Raw genomic sequence first — 20,232 nt, forward strand, 5'->3', positions numbered from 1 at the left:
GCGTGGGATTTTGGCGGTCTGTACATAAAAAATGCAAGGTTTTCAATCATATTTTAGAAATCCTTGCAATATTTTCACAGGGTAGAAATCAATTTTCCCCAATAGTTATGCGGGTTGGACGAGATTTTAAGGGAGGACTAGATAACAATAAACACACCTTTTAGACCAGGCTGTAATTGGATTCCTACAAAAAAATTAAGAGCAAACGTTTATATAAAAACAACCTATGTCCAAAAACAACCTATGTCCAAGCCATCATAATTTGATAAGAGCCATCGCCTGACGGCGCGCTTCCGCATCGGCTTCCAAAATCGTATTCAAGTCCAGCTTGCCCGACACAGACGGAGTCTTTTCGACAATGCGTTCGACTCCGTTCGGAATGTCCATAAAACCGATTTTCTTTTCGAGGAAAGCATTGACCAAAACTTCATTCGCCGCATTCATGACCGCCGTGTAAAGCCCCGCTTTTTTCCCGCATTCCATCGCCAGAGCCAAACAGCGGAATTTTTGCAAATCCGGTTTAAAGAAAGTGAACGTGCCGACTTCGGCGAGATTCAAACGTTCGGTTTGAAGAGGAATTCGTTCCGGCCACGTCAGCGCCACTTGAATGGGGATTTTCATCTCCGGAGCACCGAGTTGCGCCATCAGACTGCCGTCGCGAAATTGCACCAACGAATGCACACGGCTTTGCGGGTGCACGACAACCTGAATCTGTTCATAAGGAATGTGAAAAAGGAAATGCGCTTCGATGACTTCGAGCCCCTTATTCATCATGCTGGCGGAATCGATGGTAATTTTTTTGCCCATGCTCCACACCGGATGATTCAAGGCGTCTTCCACTCGAATGTCCTTAAATTTTTCCAAAGGCCATTCCCGGAAAGGTCCGCCCGAAGCGGTTATCTGTAAATTTTCCACTTCCTCTTTTGGCCTATCCGCCAGACACTGGAAAATCGCATTGTGTTCCGAATCGACCGGAGTGAGATACGCTTTGGGATTTGCGGCAAGCGCATCTTGAATCACTTCGCCTGCCATCACAAGGGTTTCTTTATTTGCCAGCGCGACATGCTTGGAAGAACGAATTGCAGAAAGAGTAGGCAAGCAACCGACGGATCCCATCAGCGAGTTCAACACGATATCCGTTTTCGGATCGCTCGCCAATTCGCAAAGTCCATCCATTCCAGAAAGAACCGGTTTGCCGAGTTCTTTGGAAAGTTCCCTGGCGGCAGCCTCGTCAAACATGCACAGACGTTCCACGTTCATTTCGCGGGCAATCTGCGCCATTTTTTTCCAATTTTTGTTGGCGGCAATCGCATACAGTCGAAATCTTTCTGGATGTTGCTTTAAAACACCTATCGTCGATGAGCCGATCGAACCCGTGGCTCCCAAAAGGCAGACCTGTTTCATAAACTAAACCGCTCCGTTGATGAAAAACATCATCAGCACCACAGCCGGTGCCGAAAGAAAGAACGAATCCGCCCGATCGAGAACGCCTCCATGTCCCGGGAAAATCTGGCTTGCATCCTTCGTGCCCGACCAGCGTTTCAGAGTGGATTCCAGCAAATCGCCCACCTGTCCAGCGACCGCAAGAACCAATCCCAGAACGGCGGAAAGGGCATAATTCAATCCAAATACGGACGGCGCAAAAAGCATCACCCAAGCGACGGCAAAGAGCGTCCCGCAAATAGCCCCTTCCCAAGTTTTTTTAGGACTGATTTCCGTAGCCAGCTTATGCTTTCCCAGAAAGCGACCGCCAAAATAAGCCATCGTATCGCACACCCACATCGCCGACATCACAATGATGAACTTGTAGGAATGTTCAATGGAAAAATTGCCCGAACCGAGCAAAAAAACTTCGAGACCGCCCCAAAGCCCCAAATACAGCGGAGCGCCGAGCTGCATAACAAGCCACGGGAACAAGTGTTCTATGGAAACTTTCGCAAAAGCGATAATGATGTAAGCCACAAAAACGGCGACAAAAACCAACCCGACCAAATGCGGAACAGGAGCCATACCCAAAAAATGCCCAGACTGGAACGCCCAGGCAGCAACCAACACCGCCGAAGCTATCGGAGCCACCACCTGCATCGAAGGCCCCTTATACATTTTAGAGGCCATCCGTGCCCATTCCCAGGCACCTGCGCCGCTTAAAAAGCACATGAGTGCCAAACGAGAAATATCGTTCAGCCACAACAATAAAAAAGTAGCGGGAATTGCGATCAGAGCAAAAAGAACTCGAACTGTTAAATTACTCATCTAGAACCTTTCCAAAACGACGTTCCCGCGAATTAAAAAAATCAATCGCTTTTTGAAATTCATCGTTCGTAAATTCAGGCCAAAGCGTTGGCGTCACATAAAATTCGCTGTAAGCGGCTTGCCACAGCAGATAATTCGAAAGGCGAAATTCACCACCTGTCCGAATCACCAAATCCGGGTCGGGCGCTCCTTTTAAATAAAGGCGTTTCGCAAAAGCCGATTCGTCAATAGCATCCAAAGAAAGCGAGCCTTCCAAAACCTCTTTGGCAATCGCCTTGCAAGCATCAACAATTTCCAAACGACCGCCATACGAAATCGCAAGATTCAGCTGCATCCCGGTATTGCTCGCCGTCGTGTCGATCGCATGCTGCAATTGCTTTCGTGGAGCTTCGGGTAAACGGTCGATGTTTCCGATAACCACCAGCTTCACGTTTTTTTCCATCAAATCGGGGAGTTCCTTGTGCACCATTTCGACAAGAAGCTTCATCAGATAATCCACTTCTTTAGAAGGGCGCTGCCAATTTTCGGAACTGAAAACGTAAAGAGTCAAATGTTCCAAGTGCAAATCGCAACCGAATTTGACGGCGTCAATTGTCGCCTGGGTGCCTTTACGGTGCCCCAGAAAACGTTCAAGCCCGCGGCTCTTTGCCCAGCGGCCATTGCCGTCCATGATGATTGCCACATGTCTCAGCCCATTCGCCATGACGATTAGACCTCGAGCAAATCGGCTTCTTTGACTTTCAGGATTTCATCGACTTTGGCGATATAGCCATCGGTCACTTTTTGAATCTGGTCCTGGCGTTTTTTGGATTCGTCCTCGCCGAGTTCTTTATTCTTCTTGATGGCATCGTTGGCATCACGGCGGATATTGCGAATGGCGACTTTGCCCTCTTCCGCATGCTTGCGAGCGATTTTCACCAGTTCCGCGCGGCGTTCCGCAGTGAGAATGGGAATCGCAACGCGGATTCCGTTTCCATCCATAATCGGCGAGACTCCGATATTCGCCATCTGAATAGCGCGGTTAATCGGTTCCACCATCGTTTTTTCCCAAGGCGTCACCAAAAGCATCCGAGGTTCCGGCACAGTGACTTTGGCCACCTGCGGAATCGGCGTCGGCGTACCATAGTAGTCCACGCGGATGTTATTCAAAATTGCAGGAGTCGCAACACTGGTGCGGATTTTCGAAAATTCGCGTTCTGTCGCTTCAATCGCTTTTTGCATTTTCAATTCATATTCTTCGGCCATAAAATCCTCATTCCATTTAATTGTCCGGCACACGCCATCAGCAATGCACGAGTGTCCCTAAACTACCTTCCACAGTTGCCTTGGTCAAGTTCCCCTGTTCCATTTTGAACACCAAAATCGGCATTTTCTGTTCCAAACAAAGGGCGACAGCGGCGGTATCCATTACTTTGAGTCCGCGGCGAATCACCTCGGTATAAGTAATATCGTCAAAACGTTTTGCTGCGGGATTCTTGACGGGGTCGTCATCGTAAATGCCATCGACCTTCGTCGCTTTCATAATCACGTCGCATTCCGATTCTATTGCCCGGAGCGCAGCAGCACTATCTGTTGTAAAATAAGGGTTTCCGGTTCCCGCGGAAAAAATCACGACGGTTCCAGAAGAAAGAAGGGAAAGAGCCCGCCGGCGATCAAAAAATTCGCAAACGGGTTCCATCCGAATAGCGGACATCACCACACAAGGAACGCCCTGTTTATCGAGAGCGTCCTGCATGGCAAGTCCATTCATTACAGTTCCGAGCATTCCCATCGCATCGCCTTGAGCACGATTCATGCCGCCAGCCGATGCAGAAATGCCCCGCACCAAGTTCCCGCCTCCGATAACCAGCGCCACCTGAACTCCCGACTTCACCACGGAAGCGATTTCAGAAGCCATCGTCGTCAGAATTTCGGAGTCGATGCCGAAACCTTTTTGCCCAGCAAGAGCCTCGCCGGACAGTTTTAAAAGAATACGGTTGAACTTGGCGTTTGCCATAAGAACTCCTTAATTACCGCGTTCGAAGCGGATGAAGTTTACGACCTTCAAGGAAGAGAGCCCGAGCTGCTTGGCCACCACCTCTTGGAGGTAGTTCTTGACAGAAAGCTTCTTGGGGTTCTTTTCGGACATGAAGAATTCCTGGTCTTCGAGAACGAGTTCCTTGAGAACCTTGGCGACGCGACCTTCGAGCTGGCGTTCCACAAATTCCGGCTTTGTCTGCTTGCCGGACTGCTGAGCAGCGAGTTCGATCTGGGCGCGAGCGATTTCGCGTTCCTTTTCGATCGTTTCCGCAGGAACGTCGGAATCCTTCAGTGCAACCGGAGCGAAAGCAGCGGCCTGCATCGCAATGTCCTTCGCTGCAGCCTTGAGGGCGGCTTCGTCTGCAGAACCTTCGTAAGAAAGTTCCGTAATCACGCCGATTTTGCCCATCATGTGGCTGTACACGCCGAACACGGAATTCGAAGCCTTCGGGAGAACGCCGAACTTGCGGAAGTCGATATTTTCCTGGATTTTGACCAGCACATCCTGGAGAACGTCGTTCACCTTTTTGCCGTCCACCACAGCGTTCTTCAAATCTTCCACAGAAGAAATGTTCTGGGTTTCGACAGCCTTCACGGCCAGAGCCGCAAGAGCCTTGAAATCTTCGTTGTTGGAAACGGGTTCGGTTTCGCAAGAAAGTTCAAAAGCAGCAGCCTTGTCCGCCGTTTCGACCAAATAGATGCGACCTTCCTTCGCGGCCTTGTCAGCACGCTTTGCAGCAACAGCGGCTCCCTGCTTACGGAGCAATTCAACCGCTTTTTCCTGATTGCCTTCGGCTTCAATCAAAGCTTTTTTGCACTGCATCATGCCAACTCCGGTAGCTTTGCGGAGTTCATTGACCATAGCGGCAGTAATTTCAATAGCCATCTTACTTTTCCTCTGCGGTTTCAGACTTTTCTTCGGCCTTAGCAGCGGGTTTACGCGGCTTGTTGAAACGCTTACGCGGAGCCGGAGCGTCGTCATACTTCTTGACAGCAGCTTCCGCATCGGCATTCTTTGCCACTTCGGTGCGAGCCGTTACGTTGTTAGCAATATAGTCCACAACGAGCTTGATGGACTTCACAGCGTCGTCATTCGCCGGAACCGGATAATCTACGAGGGTCGGATCGACGTTCGTATCGCAAATGCCGATAATGGGAATGTGCAGACGGCGAGCTTCCGCCACAGCGATGTGTTCGTGATGAAGATCCGTCACCACAACGAGTCCCGGAAGAGTGGTCATTTCGCGGATGCCGCCAAAAACGCCGAGCATCTTTTCACGAAGACGAGTCTTGTCCAGAACTTCCTTCTTGGAAAGTTCTTTAAAGAGGCCGTCGGCTTCCATCTGGTCGATTTTATCAATCTGCTTGATGGACTTGCGGACAGTCTGGAAATTGGTGAGCATGCCGCCGAGCCAGCGGTTGGAGACGAAGAAGTGATTGGTCTTCTTGGCCGCTTCTTCAACGATCGCGCGAGCTGTGGGCTTGGTACCGACGAAGAGAACGCTCTTGCCTTCGCCCGAAATACGAGCGGCAACTTTACCGGCTTCTTCGAGCATCTTGATCGTCTTGTCCAGATTGATGACGTAAATGTCATTCTTCTTGGCAAGGATGTACGGTTTCATTTTCGGATTCCAGCGCTGAGCCTGGTGTCCAAAGTGAGCGCCTGCGGAAAGCAGTTCTTCAACGGAAGGCAGATTTGCCATGGTATTTTTCCTTTTTTCGGTTATTCTTCCCATTCATCAAATCGCAAAGCTTGTAGCCACCGAAAGCGATTCTTTTCCTGAATGGTGCTTGTTATACCCAAGCGCTATTGCTTGAGCGGGGGAAAATATAGAAAAAGCGCCGAATTTTTTCTTTTCCCGTAAACCGGCGCGGAACAAAATGGCTTTAGTAAAGAAATTTTCAGCTATCAGCCGGTTTCTGCTTTTCGCCCATCAAACTTCCAAGAGTGCGACACAGAACATTAAAATCTATCGGTTTGGAAATATGGGCGTTCATTCCCGCAGCAAATGTCGCCGCAATATCTTCTGCAAAAGCGTTCGCCGTCACCGCGATAATCGGGATTTTTTCGGCATCTGGCCTATTCAATGCCCGAATGCGCTGCGAAGCTTCACACCCATCCATAATCGGCATCTGCATATCCATTAAAATGGCATCGAATTCAAACGGCGAACTCTCTTCAAAAGCCTTCACCGCTTCTTCGCCATTCCACGCCTTCACAATTTTAACGCCATTCATCGTCAGAATCTCCGCGGAAATTTCCATATTGATGACGTTATCTTCGGCAAGCAGAATTTTTTGACCTTTTAAAGATACCAGCTGCAAGGATTTCTTATTGCGATCCATTTTCGGTTTCTTCTCGTCCGATTCCCCTTCAGCCAATGCAAAAGGAATCGTAAAGGTAAACGTTGTTCCCTTGCCAAGAGTCGAATCCACATAAATCTGACCGCTCATTTCCGTGACAAGATTTTTTACAATCGCCATTCCCAAACCCGTCCCCGCAATCCGGCGATTCGAAAAACGAGTTTCTCGAGAATACGGTTCGAACAGCTGCGTCAAGAACTCTTTTGAAATTCCAATACCGGAATCCGAAACTATAAACTGATATTGCGCTCTTCCCACAGCATCGATTTGGTGAATATGCACCGAAATCGAATCCTTTTCAGAAGTAAATTTAAATGCATTGGACAATAAATTATTTAGCACCTGAACAATTCTCGCCGGGTCGCCCATGATATTGCGATTGCGAATGTTGAACTTCACCTCGAATTTTTTCTTTTCGACTTCCGCCTGCATATAGAACGGAGCCACGCACTCCGAAATGCAATCTTCAAGATCGATGCTTTGATTGTTCAATACAATTTTTCCCTGCTCCATGCGAGACACGTCTAGAATATCGTTTACCAGATTCAAGAGCTGACGTCCCGAATAAACAAGTTTTTCCTGATAGCCACGCACTTTTTCCGAAATCGAATCTTCGTTGAGAGTGAGCTCCGAAAGGCTTAAAATCGCATTGAGAGGCGTCCTCATGTCATGCGACATATTGCTAAAGAACGCCTGTTTCGACTTTTCACCGCGCTTCGCTATTTCCAGCGCTTCTTTTAACAATTTGCGTTCCTGAAATCGCTGCCGTTTTTCTTTTTCCACTTCTCGGAAACAGAGCACGGCCTCATGAGTCAGCAAGCGTTTGTCAAACAAAACTCGCACGTTTACCCAGCGGTATTCCTCTCCAAACCGACGCAAAAAATCCCCGCCAAATTCAGTTATCCCCTTGGCCACAAGATTACCAATGCTTTCCCGTGAAAAATTTTTGGAAAAATCTTCAAAAGCAGCCGGATCAATAATTTCTTCGCAAAGCCGCATCAGTTCAGCATAAGAACCCCGCCTAGGCAACCGGCTTTTCATATATTCGGAGCCTTTTATCATGAGGTAAATATCTTTTACGTAATCCACCCGATAAATAGCATAATATTGATTACTCAAACAGGCTAGCGTATCATCGACAATTACCTTGTCCCAACGCAATTTAATCGTCCGAATGCTCAAAAACACAATTACGCCAAAAATCGGAACAATAAATATAGCGAGCAGAAAATAAAATTCACGCAACGGTTCGGTAATTGTCGTGTAAGGAATCGTGACATAGACATTCCAACCGATATCATAGGAGCCAACCAAAATCGGAGAAGCGTAAACGCCTCTCTGCGCTCCTGTCGGATCGAAAACAAAAGCATCATAAGCAACAAGCGAACTATCCTTAAAACCTTTGTCAATTAGCCGTACATAATCAATGATTTTATCCTGCGAGATTTTGAGAATAGAATTGCTGTAAATAAGATTCCCGGCTATGTCGCAAATGTAAACGGAAGTGCCTTCTGGTAAATTTGGCCTGAATGTATAAATTGTCAAATTTTGCACAAAAACTTTAAATACGATGACAGCGTTCTTTTTATCGCATTTTCGTGCGATGACCAAGCACAATTTCTGGGAAACAGAATCCATATAAACTTTGGAAAAAAACTTTTTCCCGTCTGCAGCAAGCACTTTCTTGTACCATTTGTTAGACAATTCGGCCTGAACCTTTTGGATTCCGGCATCGCTAACAACAACAACGCTATCATAAACAATAAACGGTTCTAAAATTTCCTCTCCCAGCAGCAACGACATACGTTTGCGGAAAAGCGCAACCCATTCAGACAATTCGTTTTTATCGGCTCCCTTTTCCATTTCGCTTACCGCCAGATAGGAGCCGTAATCAAGCAGAGTAGAAACGAGTTCCAATTCTCCGGCCATTTCCTGCGAATAGCGCAAAGCAATGCTATTTCCCAATTTCAAATATTGGTCTAGAAGAATGCTCCGCATAAAAATAGTAAACAAACTCGCCAGCAGTACTAAAAGAAATAAGATGAAGATATACTGCTTCATCATTTTCCTGATAAGTTTCAACCAACCAATCATCCCTGTAATTCCTCAATAAGAGTAAGAATCCTGCGGTACTCGGCATCGATTTCCGGCATCATCGCCAAAGCCTCTTCAAAACGATCCGCCCGAAAAAACGCCACCTGGCGCGCAAAAAGTTCCGAGAGCTTCAGCATCGAGAGATTCGCCGTCATTCCTTTTAAACTGTGCGACGCGGCAAGAGCTCCCTTGACATCCTTTTCGGCAAGAGATTTTACAAGTTGCTCGTAAATCGAACGGTCGGCAGCGAATTTATTCAAAAAGCGTTCCAAGAGGGAGCAATTACCCATCAAACGCTCCAAAGCACTTTCCACATCAACGCCCTCGCGAGAGAGCCTATCCCATTTTTCCTGTTCCATTTCAGAGTTCTCCCGCCTTGTAAAGTTTACTCAATTCCGGTTCCACCGCAAAAAAGCATTCGAGCATTTTCGGGTTGAAGATGCCGCATTGTCCCGTCCGAATCATTTCAAGAACTTTTTCGCGCGGGAACGCATCTTTGTAAACCCGCTTGCAACTCAAGGCATCATAAACATCGGCAAGGGAAACGATTTGCGCCCAAATGGAAATTTCATCGCCTTGGAGACCTTCCGGATATCCTCTACCGTCATAGCGTTCATGGTGATGCAGCGCAATATCTCTAGCGTAATGGTATGCGCCATTTTCCCGCAGCTGCGGAATTTTTTCCAAAAGTTTTGCGCCCTGAACCGTGTGCGATTTCATCACGTCATATTCTTCGGCAGTCAGTTTTCCCGGTTTATTCAAAATGGCATCCGGAACGGCAATCTTTCCTATGTCGTGCATAATCGAAGCCAATGCAATCTGTTCGATTTCTTCGGCGGAAAGCCCTGCGCCAAGTTCCGTATGCAAAAGCAAATACCGAGTAATATCGTGGATGCGCCGAACGTGATTTCCCGATTCCGCGCTGCGAAATTCAATCGCCGTGGAGAGGGCTTCTATCATTCCGTAATTCAAATCGTCGATTTTTTTCGCCTGGACGTTCACCACATTGCTAAGCCGCTGCCGGGCAAGGAAAAGTTCCACGACCGACTGCACCCGGCGAAGAACCACATACGGAATCACCGGTTTGGTTATCACATCCATCGTGCCGAGGCGATACGCCTCTTTCATCACGTCACCGCTTGCTTCAGCCGTGATCATAAAAACGGGAATTTTTTCGGTAAACTTTTCTCGATTCAATTCTCCCAAAACTTCAATGCCATCCATTATGGGCATCATAATATCCAATAGAACCGCACACAGTTTATCGCGAAGTTTCAGCGCACGTTCCAAGCCCTGTTTGCCATCTTGCGCCACTTCAATTTCAAAATGCGAAGAAAAAATGCCCGACAAAATTTCCCGATTCATTTCGTCGTCGTCCACAATCAAAATGGTTTTTCTTTCTTCCATCAAATCCTTCTCCTTGCTCAAAGCGACTTCGCAAAGTTACTTTGCGGTGAAATCTCTTCCCTTATTTTTTAATGGCTTTTGATAAAAAGCCGAATTCGCCTGAATCGCCTTTGCCTTTTTATAATAAAGGAACAAAACCGCCAGCGAATTTTAACGGGTTAAAATATAACTATGCCGATTCCCGCGTCTTTTGAAATAAGCAAAAAAAAACTATATAAAATTATTTCGTAAATTCTAAATTTATCGAAATTGATGTGTATCACATCCGCAATGCCATTTCAGACAAATTCTTTGAAACACTCTCGTTTTTGAAAGAAAATTCATTTTGTACAAAAGAACGTTTTAAAGCAAAATCCACCCTAACTATGCCCGATAATCGCCATAGCGAGCGAAGCGAATATTTTTCCACAAGATGATTTTTTCACAGCATGAATTTTCCCGCAGAATGCAAAGTCTCCACTTACATATAAAGGCACTTGGTGAGTGCTTCGACAAGCTCAGCAGCCGATTGACGAAACACACTAACCGGCGGTCCCTGAGTTTATCGAAGGGCAGCAGCCGCTGGTTAGTGATCTTATCGAACTAGCCGAACTAATTGAAGGGAGCCTAGTTCGAAACATCCTTCACCACGACGAATGGCTGCGGCATTCATTTTTCACAGACCCTATTTTAAAACAGAAAGGCTTCCGTTTCCGGAAGCTTTTCTTGAACTTTTCGTTCGCAGGCGATTAACGCTTGCTGAACTGGAAGCGCTTACGAGCCTTCTTGCGACCGAACTTTTTACGTTCCACGGCGCGAGAATCGCGAGTCATCAATCCTTCTTTCTTCAGAGCGGACTTGTCCTCGGCGTTGTTTGCCACGAGAGCGCGGGCAATGCCCAGACGAACGGCGCCCATCTGGCCGGCGATTCCGCCACCATGAGCGTTCACTTCGACATCCCACTGTTCCGCATTTTCCAGAACGGCGAACGGAAGATTCGCAATCATATTCTGCACATCGGAGTGGAAATAATCCTTAAAATCGCGACCATTGATGGTGCGCTTGCCGGAACCCGGTTTCAAGATAACAGCAGCGATGGCGTTTTTGCGACGACCGGTGCCACGGTAGATCTTTTTAGATTTTGCGGTAGTAATAGCGTTATCCTCCGTCCTAGAAATCGATTGTCACGGTTTCGAGGTGTTGGGCCGCGTGCGGCTGTTCCGCACCAGCGTAGATTTTGAGTTTCTTCAGCATCTTCTTACCCAAAGAGCTGTGCGGGAGCATTCCCCAAATCGCTTCCATCAGCGGTTCTGTCGGGTGCTTCGCCATCAAAGCTTCGTAAGAAATCCAGCGTTCTCCACCGATGTGACCGGTGTGATGGAAATACTGCTTCTGCTGGGCTTTTTTACCTGTAATGCCGACTTTGCCAGCATTGATGATAACCACGAAATCGCCGGTATCGACGTTCGGGGAATAGATAGCCTTGTGCTTACCCATCAAAAGGCGGGCAGCGGCACTGGCGACGCGACCGAGCGGCTTGCCTTCGGCGTCGATGAGCTTCCACTGACGAGTGACCGTCTTGGGGTTCACCATAATGGTTTTCATGTTATTCCTCTAAAGTTCCTGCGGGCACAGAAACGCGCCGCAGTGCCACCCAAAAGTAGAAATCCAAAAGATAAAAGCAAGGGCAAAAAGAAGTGATTTTTGCCATTTTTAGCGGAAATATCGCCTTTTTGATTCTACTAATTGATAGAATCAAATCAATTATAATAACGAAACAGGCTTCAAGACTTCCACAAAACCCGAGCAGCTTGGTACGCCCAAACAAAAACAAATTCACACGAAAAGAAAACGCTTCGCCTTCCCGATTTCTACCTTGCCCCGTATGCCGCAGAATCTGGCACACGGAAGCATTTTTAAGAACATCGCCATTTTTTCGCTTCCCTATCTTTTGGCCTACTTTTTACAGACCCTTTATGGGCTTGCCGACTTATTCATCATCGGGCAATTTGAAAGTGCAGAGGCGATTACAGCTGTTGCGGTCGGAAGTCAGGTAATGCACTTTTTAACGGTGATTATTGTGGGTTTCGCCATGGGGACGACGGTTCTTATCGGCAGAGCTTTTGGAGCAAAAAATTTTTTGAGCATCTCTCGAATCGCCGGAAACAGCATCCTCCTTTTGGGAACGGCTTCTATACTTTTAACAGCGAGCCTTTTATTTTTCTGTTCGCCAATCGTTTCCCTGTTAAAAACTCCGCCCGAAGCCATCGATAATACCACGCGCTATTTGCGCATTTGCTTCGCCGGTATTCCGGGCATTATCGCATACAATTTCATGGCGGCCATTTTCCGCGGCATGGGAGAATCCAAACGCCCGATGTACTTTATTGCGTTCGCTTGCCTATTAAATATCGCGCTCGATTACATCTTTATCGGAGGATTTCACTGGAGCGCCGCAGGAGCAGCGGCAGCGACCATTCTCGCTCAAACGGCAAGTTTCTTGATGGCTCTTAAATCCGTTCGCAAATCTGTCGGTTTTTCGCTTTCTTTAAAAGATTTTCGCCCGCACAAAACCATTCTTCGCGGCATCTGTAGCGTTGGATTTCCCATTGCCATCCAAGACGGATTCATCCAGGTTTCGTTTCTTTTCATCACGATGATCGCCAATAGTCGCGGAATGGAAATCGCTGCAGCGGTCGGCATTGTTGAAAAAATCATTTCGTTCCTATTCCTCGTTCCGTCGGCAATGCTTTCCACCATTTCGGCCATCGCTTCTCAAAGTTTCGGCGCAAAAGATTTTCAACGCGCCCAAAAAACACTTTGGACGGGAATGGGCATCACAGCAAGCGTCGCTTTTATTTTTGCCATCGCCTTTCAATTCATTTCGGAAAATGCCGTCGCCCTTTTTACGGAAGACCCGGCCATTGTACGATTCGGAACGGAGTATCTGCGAATGTACGTTTTTGACTGCATTTTTGCGTCCGTCCATTTTTGTTTTAGCGGCTATTTTTGCGCCCGCGGACTTTCCATCATTTCGTTTGTCCACAATGCATTTTCCATTGCGCTCGTCCGCATTCCGGGAACGGCTCTCGCCGCTAAATTCTTTCCCGATACGCTGCTCCCCATGGGAATGGCCGCGCCAGCGGGGTCGCTTTTTTCTGTCGTCTTTTGCCTTGTGTTTTACCGCATTTACAGGCAAAATTTCGCCCAGCCGTAACAAGCTTTTTTCACCGGCGAATCACTAGAAACGAGCACAAAAGCGGAGAAAGCCTTCTGCAATCCAACGCTTTGACAATTTCTCTGTTACAAATTTTGGGTCCCCACCCAAAAGGATTTACCTGTAGAAGGTATCCGATTTTCTCTTTTTAAGAGAGGTGCTTTTTATTACCATCACGTAGCAGCGAAATTGCACTCGCTATAGCGATAGACTGCTGAATCATTCTGTATTAAACTTCAAAGAAAACAGCAGGGTAGGTGGACAAGAGCAGATTTAGTTCATTGCGAGCGTCCTGCCTATCGGCAGACATAGCGCAACATTGTTGTTTGCAAAAACGTCAAGTCCTTGTTTCTCATTGTAAACTAAAACATTTTTCACCAGTTCCGCCAATTTATATTGCGCAATTTCGTCTCGGCGGCAATTTTTCAAAACGGATTTCACGTCCAGCCGGATGCCGACGATTTGGTGATAGGGTTTTGTTCCGTCCACCCAGTCGGCGACAGCCGTTCCCAAATAATTCATTTCGTAAGGGGCAGAACCTTCGCCCTCGCTGCAAAACGGAAGCAGGAACACATTGAAAATTTGCTCGCCCTCCGCCAGTTTCTTTTTTTCCGCATATTCGGCATAGACAATCTGCTTGCTGATGGAACTTGACGAGGGAAGATTGTTCCTCGTATAAAATTTCGCATCCACTATAAAAAGCTCCTCTCCCCGGCGCATGATAGTATCTGGCCGCATAGCGAATTTTTTGTCATCCGCATTTTTGGTCAAACCGCCTGCAAGACGCCATTCGCAATGGGGGTTGAACAAATCCTTGCTTTCCCCCTCGGAAAGATTTCCGAAAATGCGGTCCAGCATTTTTTCCCAGACAGGAGCAAAGCTGGATACGCCATAACAACAATCCATAAGAGTCCCGTCAACCAGATTTCCTTGCAAGTATTCTACAATCCCTTTCATGGCACCAAAAAAGCGGCATTTTCTGTCGTTGAAAGTTCTAGAAAGTTTTTCTTGAAGCACCGACGAAAAAAGTTCGTAATCAAAATCGAGTGAGGATTCCACATCCGTTTCAACACCATAAAGAGGACCCACAAGCCTTTGTGCCTGGGCCACGCAGAACTCATGAATCAACGTAACCAGCTGATTTTCATTTTGCGCTGGGCAACTGGAAACCATGTCCAAATAGACAAATTCTGCGCCCCGTCCGCTTTCAAGAACCTGAGGGCGAGTGTGCTTTATGGTTCGGCTCCAATTGATTTTACCATGGACTCCCTGCTTGTAAATTTTTTCTGTTTCCTTGAACAAACCGAAGTTCAGATAATACTCAAGGACAACGAAAAATTCCTGCAACGGAAAATCCAACTTCGTTTCAAATTCCAAAGAAGAGGCGTAATGGGAATTTTCCACAGCGTCCATCAAACAATGGTCCGAAAGAACATTCATCAAACATGAAAAAACGCCGCGAAGCTCTTCGTCGGAAACATTTTCAAAATCCCGAAAACATCCGTAAGGGAAATAGACTTGCGGTTTTCCACCTGAAAATTTTATCCCGACGAATTGTTCACTCGCCTCTTGCCCTTCATTCTGCGCCATGCAAAATTTTTTGAATTCGCCATCGTCCATTTCAGTTTTCCTAGAAATTCAGGTTTTTGAAAACCCCAGAGAAACCATCCTTCTCAAACTTTTCAATTAAGGACTCGACGGACTTGCAATCTTCTTGAAAGACCTCCTTTCGCTTATACTTGAAGGCATCGTTCCAAAGATATTCCAGCACCTTTTCGCCAAAAAGTTTCTTTGGAATTTCGCGACAGGTATTGTCTCCGTCCTTTTTTTCTTCGCCCATGATAAAATAGGCGCCAAGGCGTTTGTCTTCGGAGCTGGTCATGGAAGAATGTTTTTCTAAAATCAGCTCGTTGATGCGTTTCCAAAAGGTGCCCCAAGTGATATTTGCACCTTCGATTTTTGTTTCCCGCTGCGCCTTGTGTTCATCGCCATCCAATGAATTTTTAACCAGTTCGGAATCAAAGCGGCGGCGAAAGGCATTGTCCAATGTAAACACGTTCTGGTCGCTGGCATTCATGGTGGCGTAAATGGAAAGATTGGGCGGAAGGCGAATGCCGGTGGATTCCCTGAATGCCTGCGGATTTGAAAATCCTTGAAGGCTCAATTCCAAAGAGCTGTAAGAGGTCGCGCTTGCCAAGTCCAAAAATTTTTCACCATTCGGTTCCGCGGAGTCCACAGGATTGCCGTCACCGTCCATCATCTCCTTAGGATGATTCGCCTTTTGGCAACCGCTATGGGCAAACTTTTGAAAAGCCTCGATGTTACGGATGTAATCATTGACGTCATCGTTTAAAATGGAATAGGAACTCCAGCCGGCTGTAAATCCGTTTTGGTCTTTTTCGCCGGGCTTGATGCGATCCAAAAGCTGGAACATTTCGCCGAAAATAGCGGCAGCGTTTCCACGATTGATTTCTTCGATAACGAGGAAAAATTTTTTGTCTGGATTCAAGTAGGCACGACGCAAAATTTCCGCAAACGGCCCCGCCTTGAATTTGTATTCAACGCCCTTGCCTTCTTTTGCCACAGGAAAAATCTGCCCCACAAAATCAGCATTGGTGTACTCCGGGTGGAATACGCAACGGATGACCTGCATTTCCTCATCCGCATTTTCTTCCGTTAATTTTTCCTTGATTTTACGGCTTTTGCCGCAACCCGGAACTCCGTAGTAGATTTTTTGGATGGGGGAGAAATTGAACTGGCGATAATTCATTTCTTCCCCCAACTGAAAATCATCTAAATCAGAAAAAAACGGAGTTTGTTCTTGTTTTTCAGAGACACTCGCTTTGCCAATGCAACCTTCATGTAAAGCATTCTTGAAGATTCTTAAACCATAACGCACATTTTCTATTGCCGATTTATTGATGGACTCATCTAATTTTTGAGCTTCCATTACAATTTTAGAAACAGCCATGTTCAGTTTGCCTATGATATTTCCATATTTAAAACCGAAAAAAGAAAGCCTTGTATTTTTATAAAGGTCATATTCTTCTTTAAGACATTCGGCAATTTTTTGGATAATTTGATCTTCGCTTAAACCTGCTGTAAATTCGTTTTCATCCCTTAAGGGGAAGATTAGGCTTCGCTTTTCGCTTGATTCTAATTCTTTATTTTGAGCCACATCTTTATCTTTCAAACTATCAAAAAAACTTTGCAGTGTAATATTATCATAGATTTTTTGAGGATTATTTGGAGAATTTCCTTGATAAACTTCCCATAGTTCTTTTTCGGGATTTTGATGTACTAAAACATACTGATCATTATGCAACAAGGACACTCCAGTAAATTGATAGTCGGTCAAAGATTTTCCATTTAAGGAATCTAACAATAGGATAAACTGATTTCGCAATATACCACTATTAAGTCTATTACGACCTTTGGGACCATTTGCAACAGTATATTCATTTGAATTAAAAGCTTTGGCAGTTCTTTTTATCGTTTCGTCATTTTTAAGGGTTTGATTAAAACCATACATTTCAAAAAGATGTTCAGCATTCTGTTTGTCAAACATCATACCCCCCACTTTTTTAAATTATTCTTGCTTTGTGGTTCTGGAGAGCTTGCGCCAAGGGGAAAGCCCATAAGATATTCGGCATTCTTTGGAGACGGCTTTTCAAACACCTTTTTGAAATTACGGCAGCCCTGATGTTTCATCATGGATGGAGCAGAATAATTCGCCATTGTCGTGGGAGTATGAACCAATCCCATCTCTTCACCGAAAGTTTTCTTAATCCATGTTTTTTGGATTTCAAAAACCTTGGCAATTTCTTCATTTGACACAACTTCTGTATAATCGCCGTTTTCAATATGACGATTCACTAAAATTCTAAACGCAGATGCCGCGACAAAAGGAGATTGCGCGTTTCCTATACCTTTTAATTGTTCTCTGCGGTCAATAACCTCAACTTCTTGAGCCAAAACATCCGGATTTTTGCTCCAATATCCCCCCTTAAAAACAGGCAATGATAAAATGTGTTTTTTCAAGTGTTCAAAAATACTCTTGTCCTTCACCGCTAAAAGCCAAAAACGATTTCTCTGATGATCAGCTCCTAAATCAGAACAACTTAATCGGCAAAATTTTACGTTATAGCCTATAGATTCCAAATCCTGCTTGGCTTTGCTGATTGCCAGCAAAACAACATTTTCTCCAAAAACAATCGGGGCGTTAGATTCTTTAACGAATCTAAACATTTCATCCCAGAGATTTTTCTCGGCAATATTCTTTCCGTGTGCCGCAGTGCTAAAAGCTTGACAAGGAAAACCTCCACAAAGGACATCAAATTTCCCCTTATAATCATTACCATTTAAAGTGCGAAGATCTCCATAAATGGCAAACTCGTTCATCCATCCGTCTTTTTGACGCTGTTTTAGAACTTTCTGACAAAACTCGTTGATTTCAACTCCCGCACAACATCTATGACCAAGGAGTATTCCTCCATAGATACCTCCGCCTATACCTGCGAACAAATGAAATTCTTTTATAGAGTTTTCATCGGCATCGTCTTTTCCAGCCATATTTCTCGTTCCTCAAGTTGAAAGTGAACGAGTCCACCCTCAGTCGGGAGCAAGAAACCGCGATATCAAAACAAGCCAAGAAAACGCCCGAAAGCGCGCATGTAGAAACACGCACGAATCCCCAGGAACGGCTGGGTGCAGTTCGCCTAGGGATCAACACGACCTATGCTGTCATAGGCCTGCGAACGTTTGCCTTATTCTTGTATCTGAAAGTGTCGAAGTTTCAAGAGAGAATGAGAGCAAACCCACCAAGAGCTGTTCTTGCCGTCATTCTTCCCATCCAATTCACATAAAAAAAGGCGTGAGGTTGAATGCATCTACTCTCTTGAGGCCTTCGACTGCCCGATCCAAATAAACGCAAAACAACCCACGCCCCATAAAGGGTCGTTTGCATATAGGCAGATCTATTAAATATGCATATAGCAACGATGCCGCCAGAAAAACTCCGGTAGCTAGCGTGAGCGTTGCCTTATCCATGAATCAAGAAAGTGTCGAAGTTTCAAGAGAGGACAAGAGCAAATCTCTTTATGTACATAGTAAATATAAATAATCCCAAATGTCAGCAGGTGTCAATGAAAAATTTTTTGCCCTATCGCCTCTTTTAATCTGCTCGTCTATTTCGCGTCGGCACATTTGAGCATTGGCTGTAAGAGCCCTCAAAATCTCAAGAATTTTCCGAGAATCTTGTTTTTAAAACAATCTAATCCGCACCCGAACCCCGCAGAATGTCCATGTTGCGGTTGCAATCATCATTCATAGTTTTTTCATTTTCTTCAAAAAGCTCTTGCTTTTCAAGCGAAAAAAAATATACATTGTTAGAAATCAGCGAACATAATACCATTAGTGAGGACTCGATGACTTTTGGAGATTTTGTAAGGGAAAAGCGCCTCAATGTCGGCGTAAACCTTAGGGCTTTAGCCAAGGAATTGGGCATAGTCCCTGCCTATATGAGTGATATCGAAAAAAATCATCGTTATCCGCCTGAAAAGGAAAAAATCTTTAAGATTGCCGAAGTTTTGAAATTGACGGAAGAAGAAAGAAACCAAATGTTCGATTTGGCAGGCGAGGCCAGAGTGGGTACTATTGCCCCGGATATTTCTGATTATGTAACCAGTCAAAGTGCTGCTCGTGTAGCACTTCGTAAAGCGAGGGACTTAAATCTTGGCGAAAAGGAATGGATGCTGATTTTAAGGGATATAGAAAAACAAGGGCAAAATAATAAATGAATGTAAAAATCTATGCATCGGTTCAATTGGAAGAATTTGCGAATATAAAGCGCAAAGCGTTTCTTCTTTGGAGGCCACACAAAAATTCTGCGGTCGATGTTTATGATTTTGTTGATTTTGTGGGTTGCGAACCCGATTGGAAATATATAACACCCGATCAAAGTATTTTGGGGTGTGTATGTTTTGGCAACACCACATTGCCAACTTGGGAAGATTACGTTAATAAACAATCAAAGATTCCAGAATTTAATTATTTTCCCCGTGGTACAATTGTCATTGACCAAGCCTTGAACGAAGGTAATGATCGAGGAAAAGAGAATTATACCGTGGTACATGAATGTTTTCATTGGTTACTTCATCAATATTATTTTTCTAGCGATGATTCTGATGTTGTCCATACTTGTGGTCATAATGCATTTTCAATTTTTGGTTGTTGCGAGAACGATTCTGCGGCAAACATTATTGAATGGCAGGCAAACTATGCCGCAGCCTGTTTCTTGATGCCGCAAGAAGAGGTAACGCGAGCTTTTATAAAACGCCTGCGATTAAAGAATTTTCCACATAAACCGCTGGAAATGAAACGTTGGATAAATGCTCATATTGCATTGCTGGCAAAACAGTTTGGCGTGAACTTTAATCCGATGAAATATCGGTTACGGGAACTAAAGCTTATTCAGTAGGAGAAAGACATGGAATACAAAGAAGACGAAACGCCTTTGTTTGTTGATGTGGCACTAGATGAAAAGGGGCGAGAAGCTCTTGAATACGGCTATTATCAAGTCGAAGAATACAAATCGCATTTCAAAAGCCTGGTGTTGACTCATCAGGAATTTGATTTAATCAATGCATTTCTTTTAACCTTTGTGGAAGAATTCAACGTCTTTGTCGATAGGGGTGAATTTTCGACACTACCTAATAAAAATGTTCCGAAAGCAAAGGCATTGACCAAAGCCTACGCACAACAACATCCCGAAGCAAAAGCTGTCTGTGACAAGCTGATTATGCAGTTTGATGTAGCGATAGAAAGCGGCAATGATGTGGAATTTACGTAAGAAGAAAAATTTTTTATTGAAATTGTCAGAAAAAAGCGAACAACAAACA

General features: G+C 45.3%; 19 protein-coding genes. 4 read left to right on the forward strand and 15 right to left on the reverse strand.

The genetic code is table 11. The features are described from left to right. Positions 1 to 255 precede the first annotated feature (255 nt). The 12 genes from B5D40_RS01720 to rplM all read right to left on the reverse strand — a co-directional run bounded on the left by B5D40_RS01720 (position 256) and on the right by rplM (position 11,721). On the reverse strand, positions 256 to 1,404 hold the full coding sequence (locus B5D40_RS01720) for a 1-deoxy-D-xylulose-5-phosphate reductoisomerase (protein ID WP_078775519.1): 1,149 nt from the start codon (positions 1,402 to 1,404) through the stop codon (positions 256 to 258). Positions 1,405 to 1,407: 3 nt separating this feature from the next. Then, the gene (locus B5D40_RS01725; RefSeq protein ID WP_078775520.1) at positions 1,408 to 2,253 is read right to left on the reverse strand and encodes a phosphatidate cytidylyltransferase; all 846 of its coding nucleotides are present in this window, start codon (positions 2,251 to 2,253) and stop codon (positions 1,408 to 1,410) included. Then, a complete protein-coding gene (locus tag B5D40_RS01730; protein WP_073302644.1) occupies positions 2,246 to 2,956 on the reverse strand; it encodes an isoprenyl transferase in 711 nt (236 codons plus the stop codon). Before B5D40_RS01730 ends, B5D40_RS01725 begins: the two co-directional genes overlap by 8 nt. 5 nt (positions 2,957 to 2,961) lie before the next feature. Further along, positions 2,962 to 3,498, reverse strand: a complete 537-nt coding sequence (gene frr, locus B5D40_RS01735) for a ribosome recycling factor (protein ID WP_073302646.1) — start codon at positions 3,496 to 3,498, stop codon at positions 2,962 to 2,964. 37 nt (positions 3,499 to 3,535) lie between these two features. Next, the gene (gene pyrH / locus B5D40_RS01740; protein ID WP_078775521.1) at positions 3,536 to 4,249 is read right to left on the reverse strand and encodes a UMP kinase; all 714 of its coding nucleotides are present in this window, start codon (positions 4,247 to 4,249) and stop codon (positions 3,536 to 3,538) included. A 9-nt stretch (positions 4,250 to 4,258) separates the two neighbouring features. Further along, the gene (gene tsf, locus B5D40_RS01745; RefSeq protein ID WP_233134334.1) at positions 4,259 to 5,158 is read right to left on the reverse strand and encodes a translation elongation factor Ts; all 900 of its coding nucleotides are present in this window, start codon (positions 5,156 to 5,158) and stop codon (positions 4,259 to 4,261) included. 1 nt (position 5,159) lies between these two features. Continuing rightward, positions 5,160 to 5,975: a 30S ribosomal protein S2 gene (rpsB, locus tag B5D40_RS01750; RefSeq protein ID WP_073302823.1), complete on the reverse strand. Its 816-nt coding sequence runs from the start codon at positions 5,973 to 5,975 to the stop codon at positions 5,160 to 5,162. Between the two features lie 199 nt (positions 5,976 to 6,174). Next, on the reverse strand, positions 6,175 to 8,730 hold the full coding sequence (locus B5D40_RS01755) for an ATP-binding protein (RefSeq protein WP_078775522.1): 2,556 nt from the start codon (positions 8,728 to 8,730) through the stop codon (positions 6,175 to 6,177). Next, on the reverse strand, positions 8,727 to 9,089 hold the full coding sequence (locus tag B5D40_RS01760; protein WP_078775523.1) for a hypothetical protein: 363 nt from the start codon (positions 9,087 to 9,089) through the stop codon (positions 8,727 to 8,729). Before B5D40_RS01760 ends, B5D40_RS01755 begins: the two co-directional genes overlap by 4 nt. Before the next feature lies 1 nt (position 9,090). Next, positions 9,091 to 10,137: an HD-GYP domain-containing protein gene (locus B5D40_RS01765; protein WP_198951083.1), complete on the reverse strand. Its 1,047-nt coding sequence runs from the start codon at positions 10,135 to 10,137 to the stop codon at positions 9,091 to 9,093. Positions 10,138 to 10,865: 728 nt separating this feature from the next. After that, positions 10,866 to 11,270: a 30S ribosomal protein S9 gene (gene rpsI / locus B5D40_RS01770; RefSeq protein ID WP_073302661.1), complete on the reverse strand. Its 405-nt coding sequence runs from the start codon at positions 11,268 to 11,270 to the stop codon at positions 10,866 to 10,868. Between the two features lie 16 nt (positions 11,271 to 11,286). Continuing rightward, positions 11,287 to 11,721, reverse strand: a complete 435-nt coding sequence (gene rplM / locus B5D40_RS01775; RefSeq protein WP_073302663.1) for a 50S ribosomal protein L13 — start codon at positions 11,719 to 11,721, stop codon at positions 11,287 to 11,289. 280 nt (positions 11,722 to 12,001) lie between these two features. On the opposite strand from rplM, the gene B5D40_RS01780 reads away from it, so the two are divergent. Continuing rightward, a complete protein-coding gene (locus B5D40_RS01780; RefSeq protein WP_078775525.1) occupies positions 12,002 to 13,333 on the forward strand; it encodes an MATE family efflux transporter in 1,332 nt (443 codons plus the stop codon). Positions 13,334 to 13,606: 273 nt separating this feature from the next. Here B5D40_RS01780 and B5D40_RS01785 read toward each other — a convergent pair whose 3' ends face one another. The 3 genes from B5D40_RS01785 to B5D40_RS01795 form a co-directional block, all read right to left on the reverse strand. Next, the gene (locus B5D40_RS01785; RefSeq protein WP_078775526.1) at positions 13,607 to 14,953 is read right to left on the reverse strand and encodes an LlaJI family restriction endonuclease; all 1,347 of its coding nucleotides are present in this window, start codon (positions 14,951 to 14,953) and stop codon (positions 13,607 to 13,609) included. 10 nt (positions 14,954 to 14,963) lie between these two features. Then, a complete protein-coding gene (locus B5D40_RS01790; RefSeq protein ID WP_143394525.1) occupies positions 14,964 to 16,304 on the reverse strand; it encodes a hypothetical protein in 1,341 nt (446 codons plus the stop codon). A gap of 596 nt (positions 16,305 to 16,900) precedes the next feature. Further along, entirely contained in the window at positions 16,901 to 17,905 is a 1,005-nt protein-coding gene (locus B5D40_RS01795) for a DNA cytosine methyltransferase (RefSeq protein WP_078775528.1), read from the reverse strand. Positions 17,906 to 18,636: 731 nt separating this feature from the next. On the opposite strand from B5D40_RS01795, the gene B5D40_RS01810 reads away from it, so the two are divergent. The 3 genes from B5D40_RS01810 to B5D40_RS01820 are packed head-to-tail and all read left to right on the forward strand — an operon-like array spanning position 18,637 to position 20,183. Then, complete coding sequence (locus tag B5D40_RS01810; RefSeq protein WP_198951082.1) at positions 18,637 to 19,131, forward strand: helix-turn-helix domain-containing protein; 495 nt, start codon at positions 18,637 to 18,639, stop codon at positions 19,129 to 19,131. Beyond that, a complete protein-coding gene (locus B5D40_RS01815) occupies positions 19,128 to 19,811 on the forward strand; it encodes an ImmA/IrrE family metallo-endopeptidase (protein WP_078775531.1) in 684 nt (227 codons plus the stop codon). Before B5D40_RS01810 ends, B5D40_RS01815 begins: the two co-directional genes overlap by 4 nt. 9 nt (positions 19,812 to 19,820) lie before the next feature. After that, positions 19,821 to 20,183, forward strand: coding sequence for a hypothetical protein (locus tag B5D40_RS01820; protein ID WP_078775532.1), 363 nt, complete (start codon positions 19,821 to 19,823; stop codon positions 20,181 to 20,183). Positions 20,184 to 20,232: the final 49 nt, after the last annotated feature.

Source organism: Fibrobacter intestinalis (genome assembly GCF_900167415.1).
GTDB classification, from domain to species: Bacteria; Fibrobacterota; Fibrobacteria; order Fibrobacterales; family Fibrobacteraceae; genus Hallerella; species Hallerella intestinalis.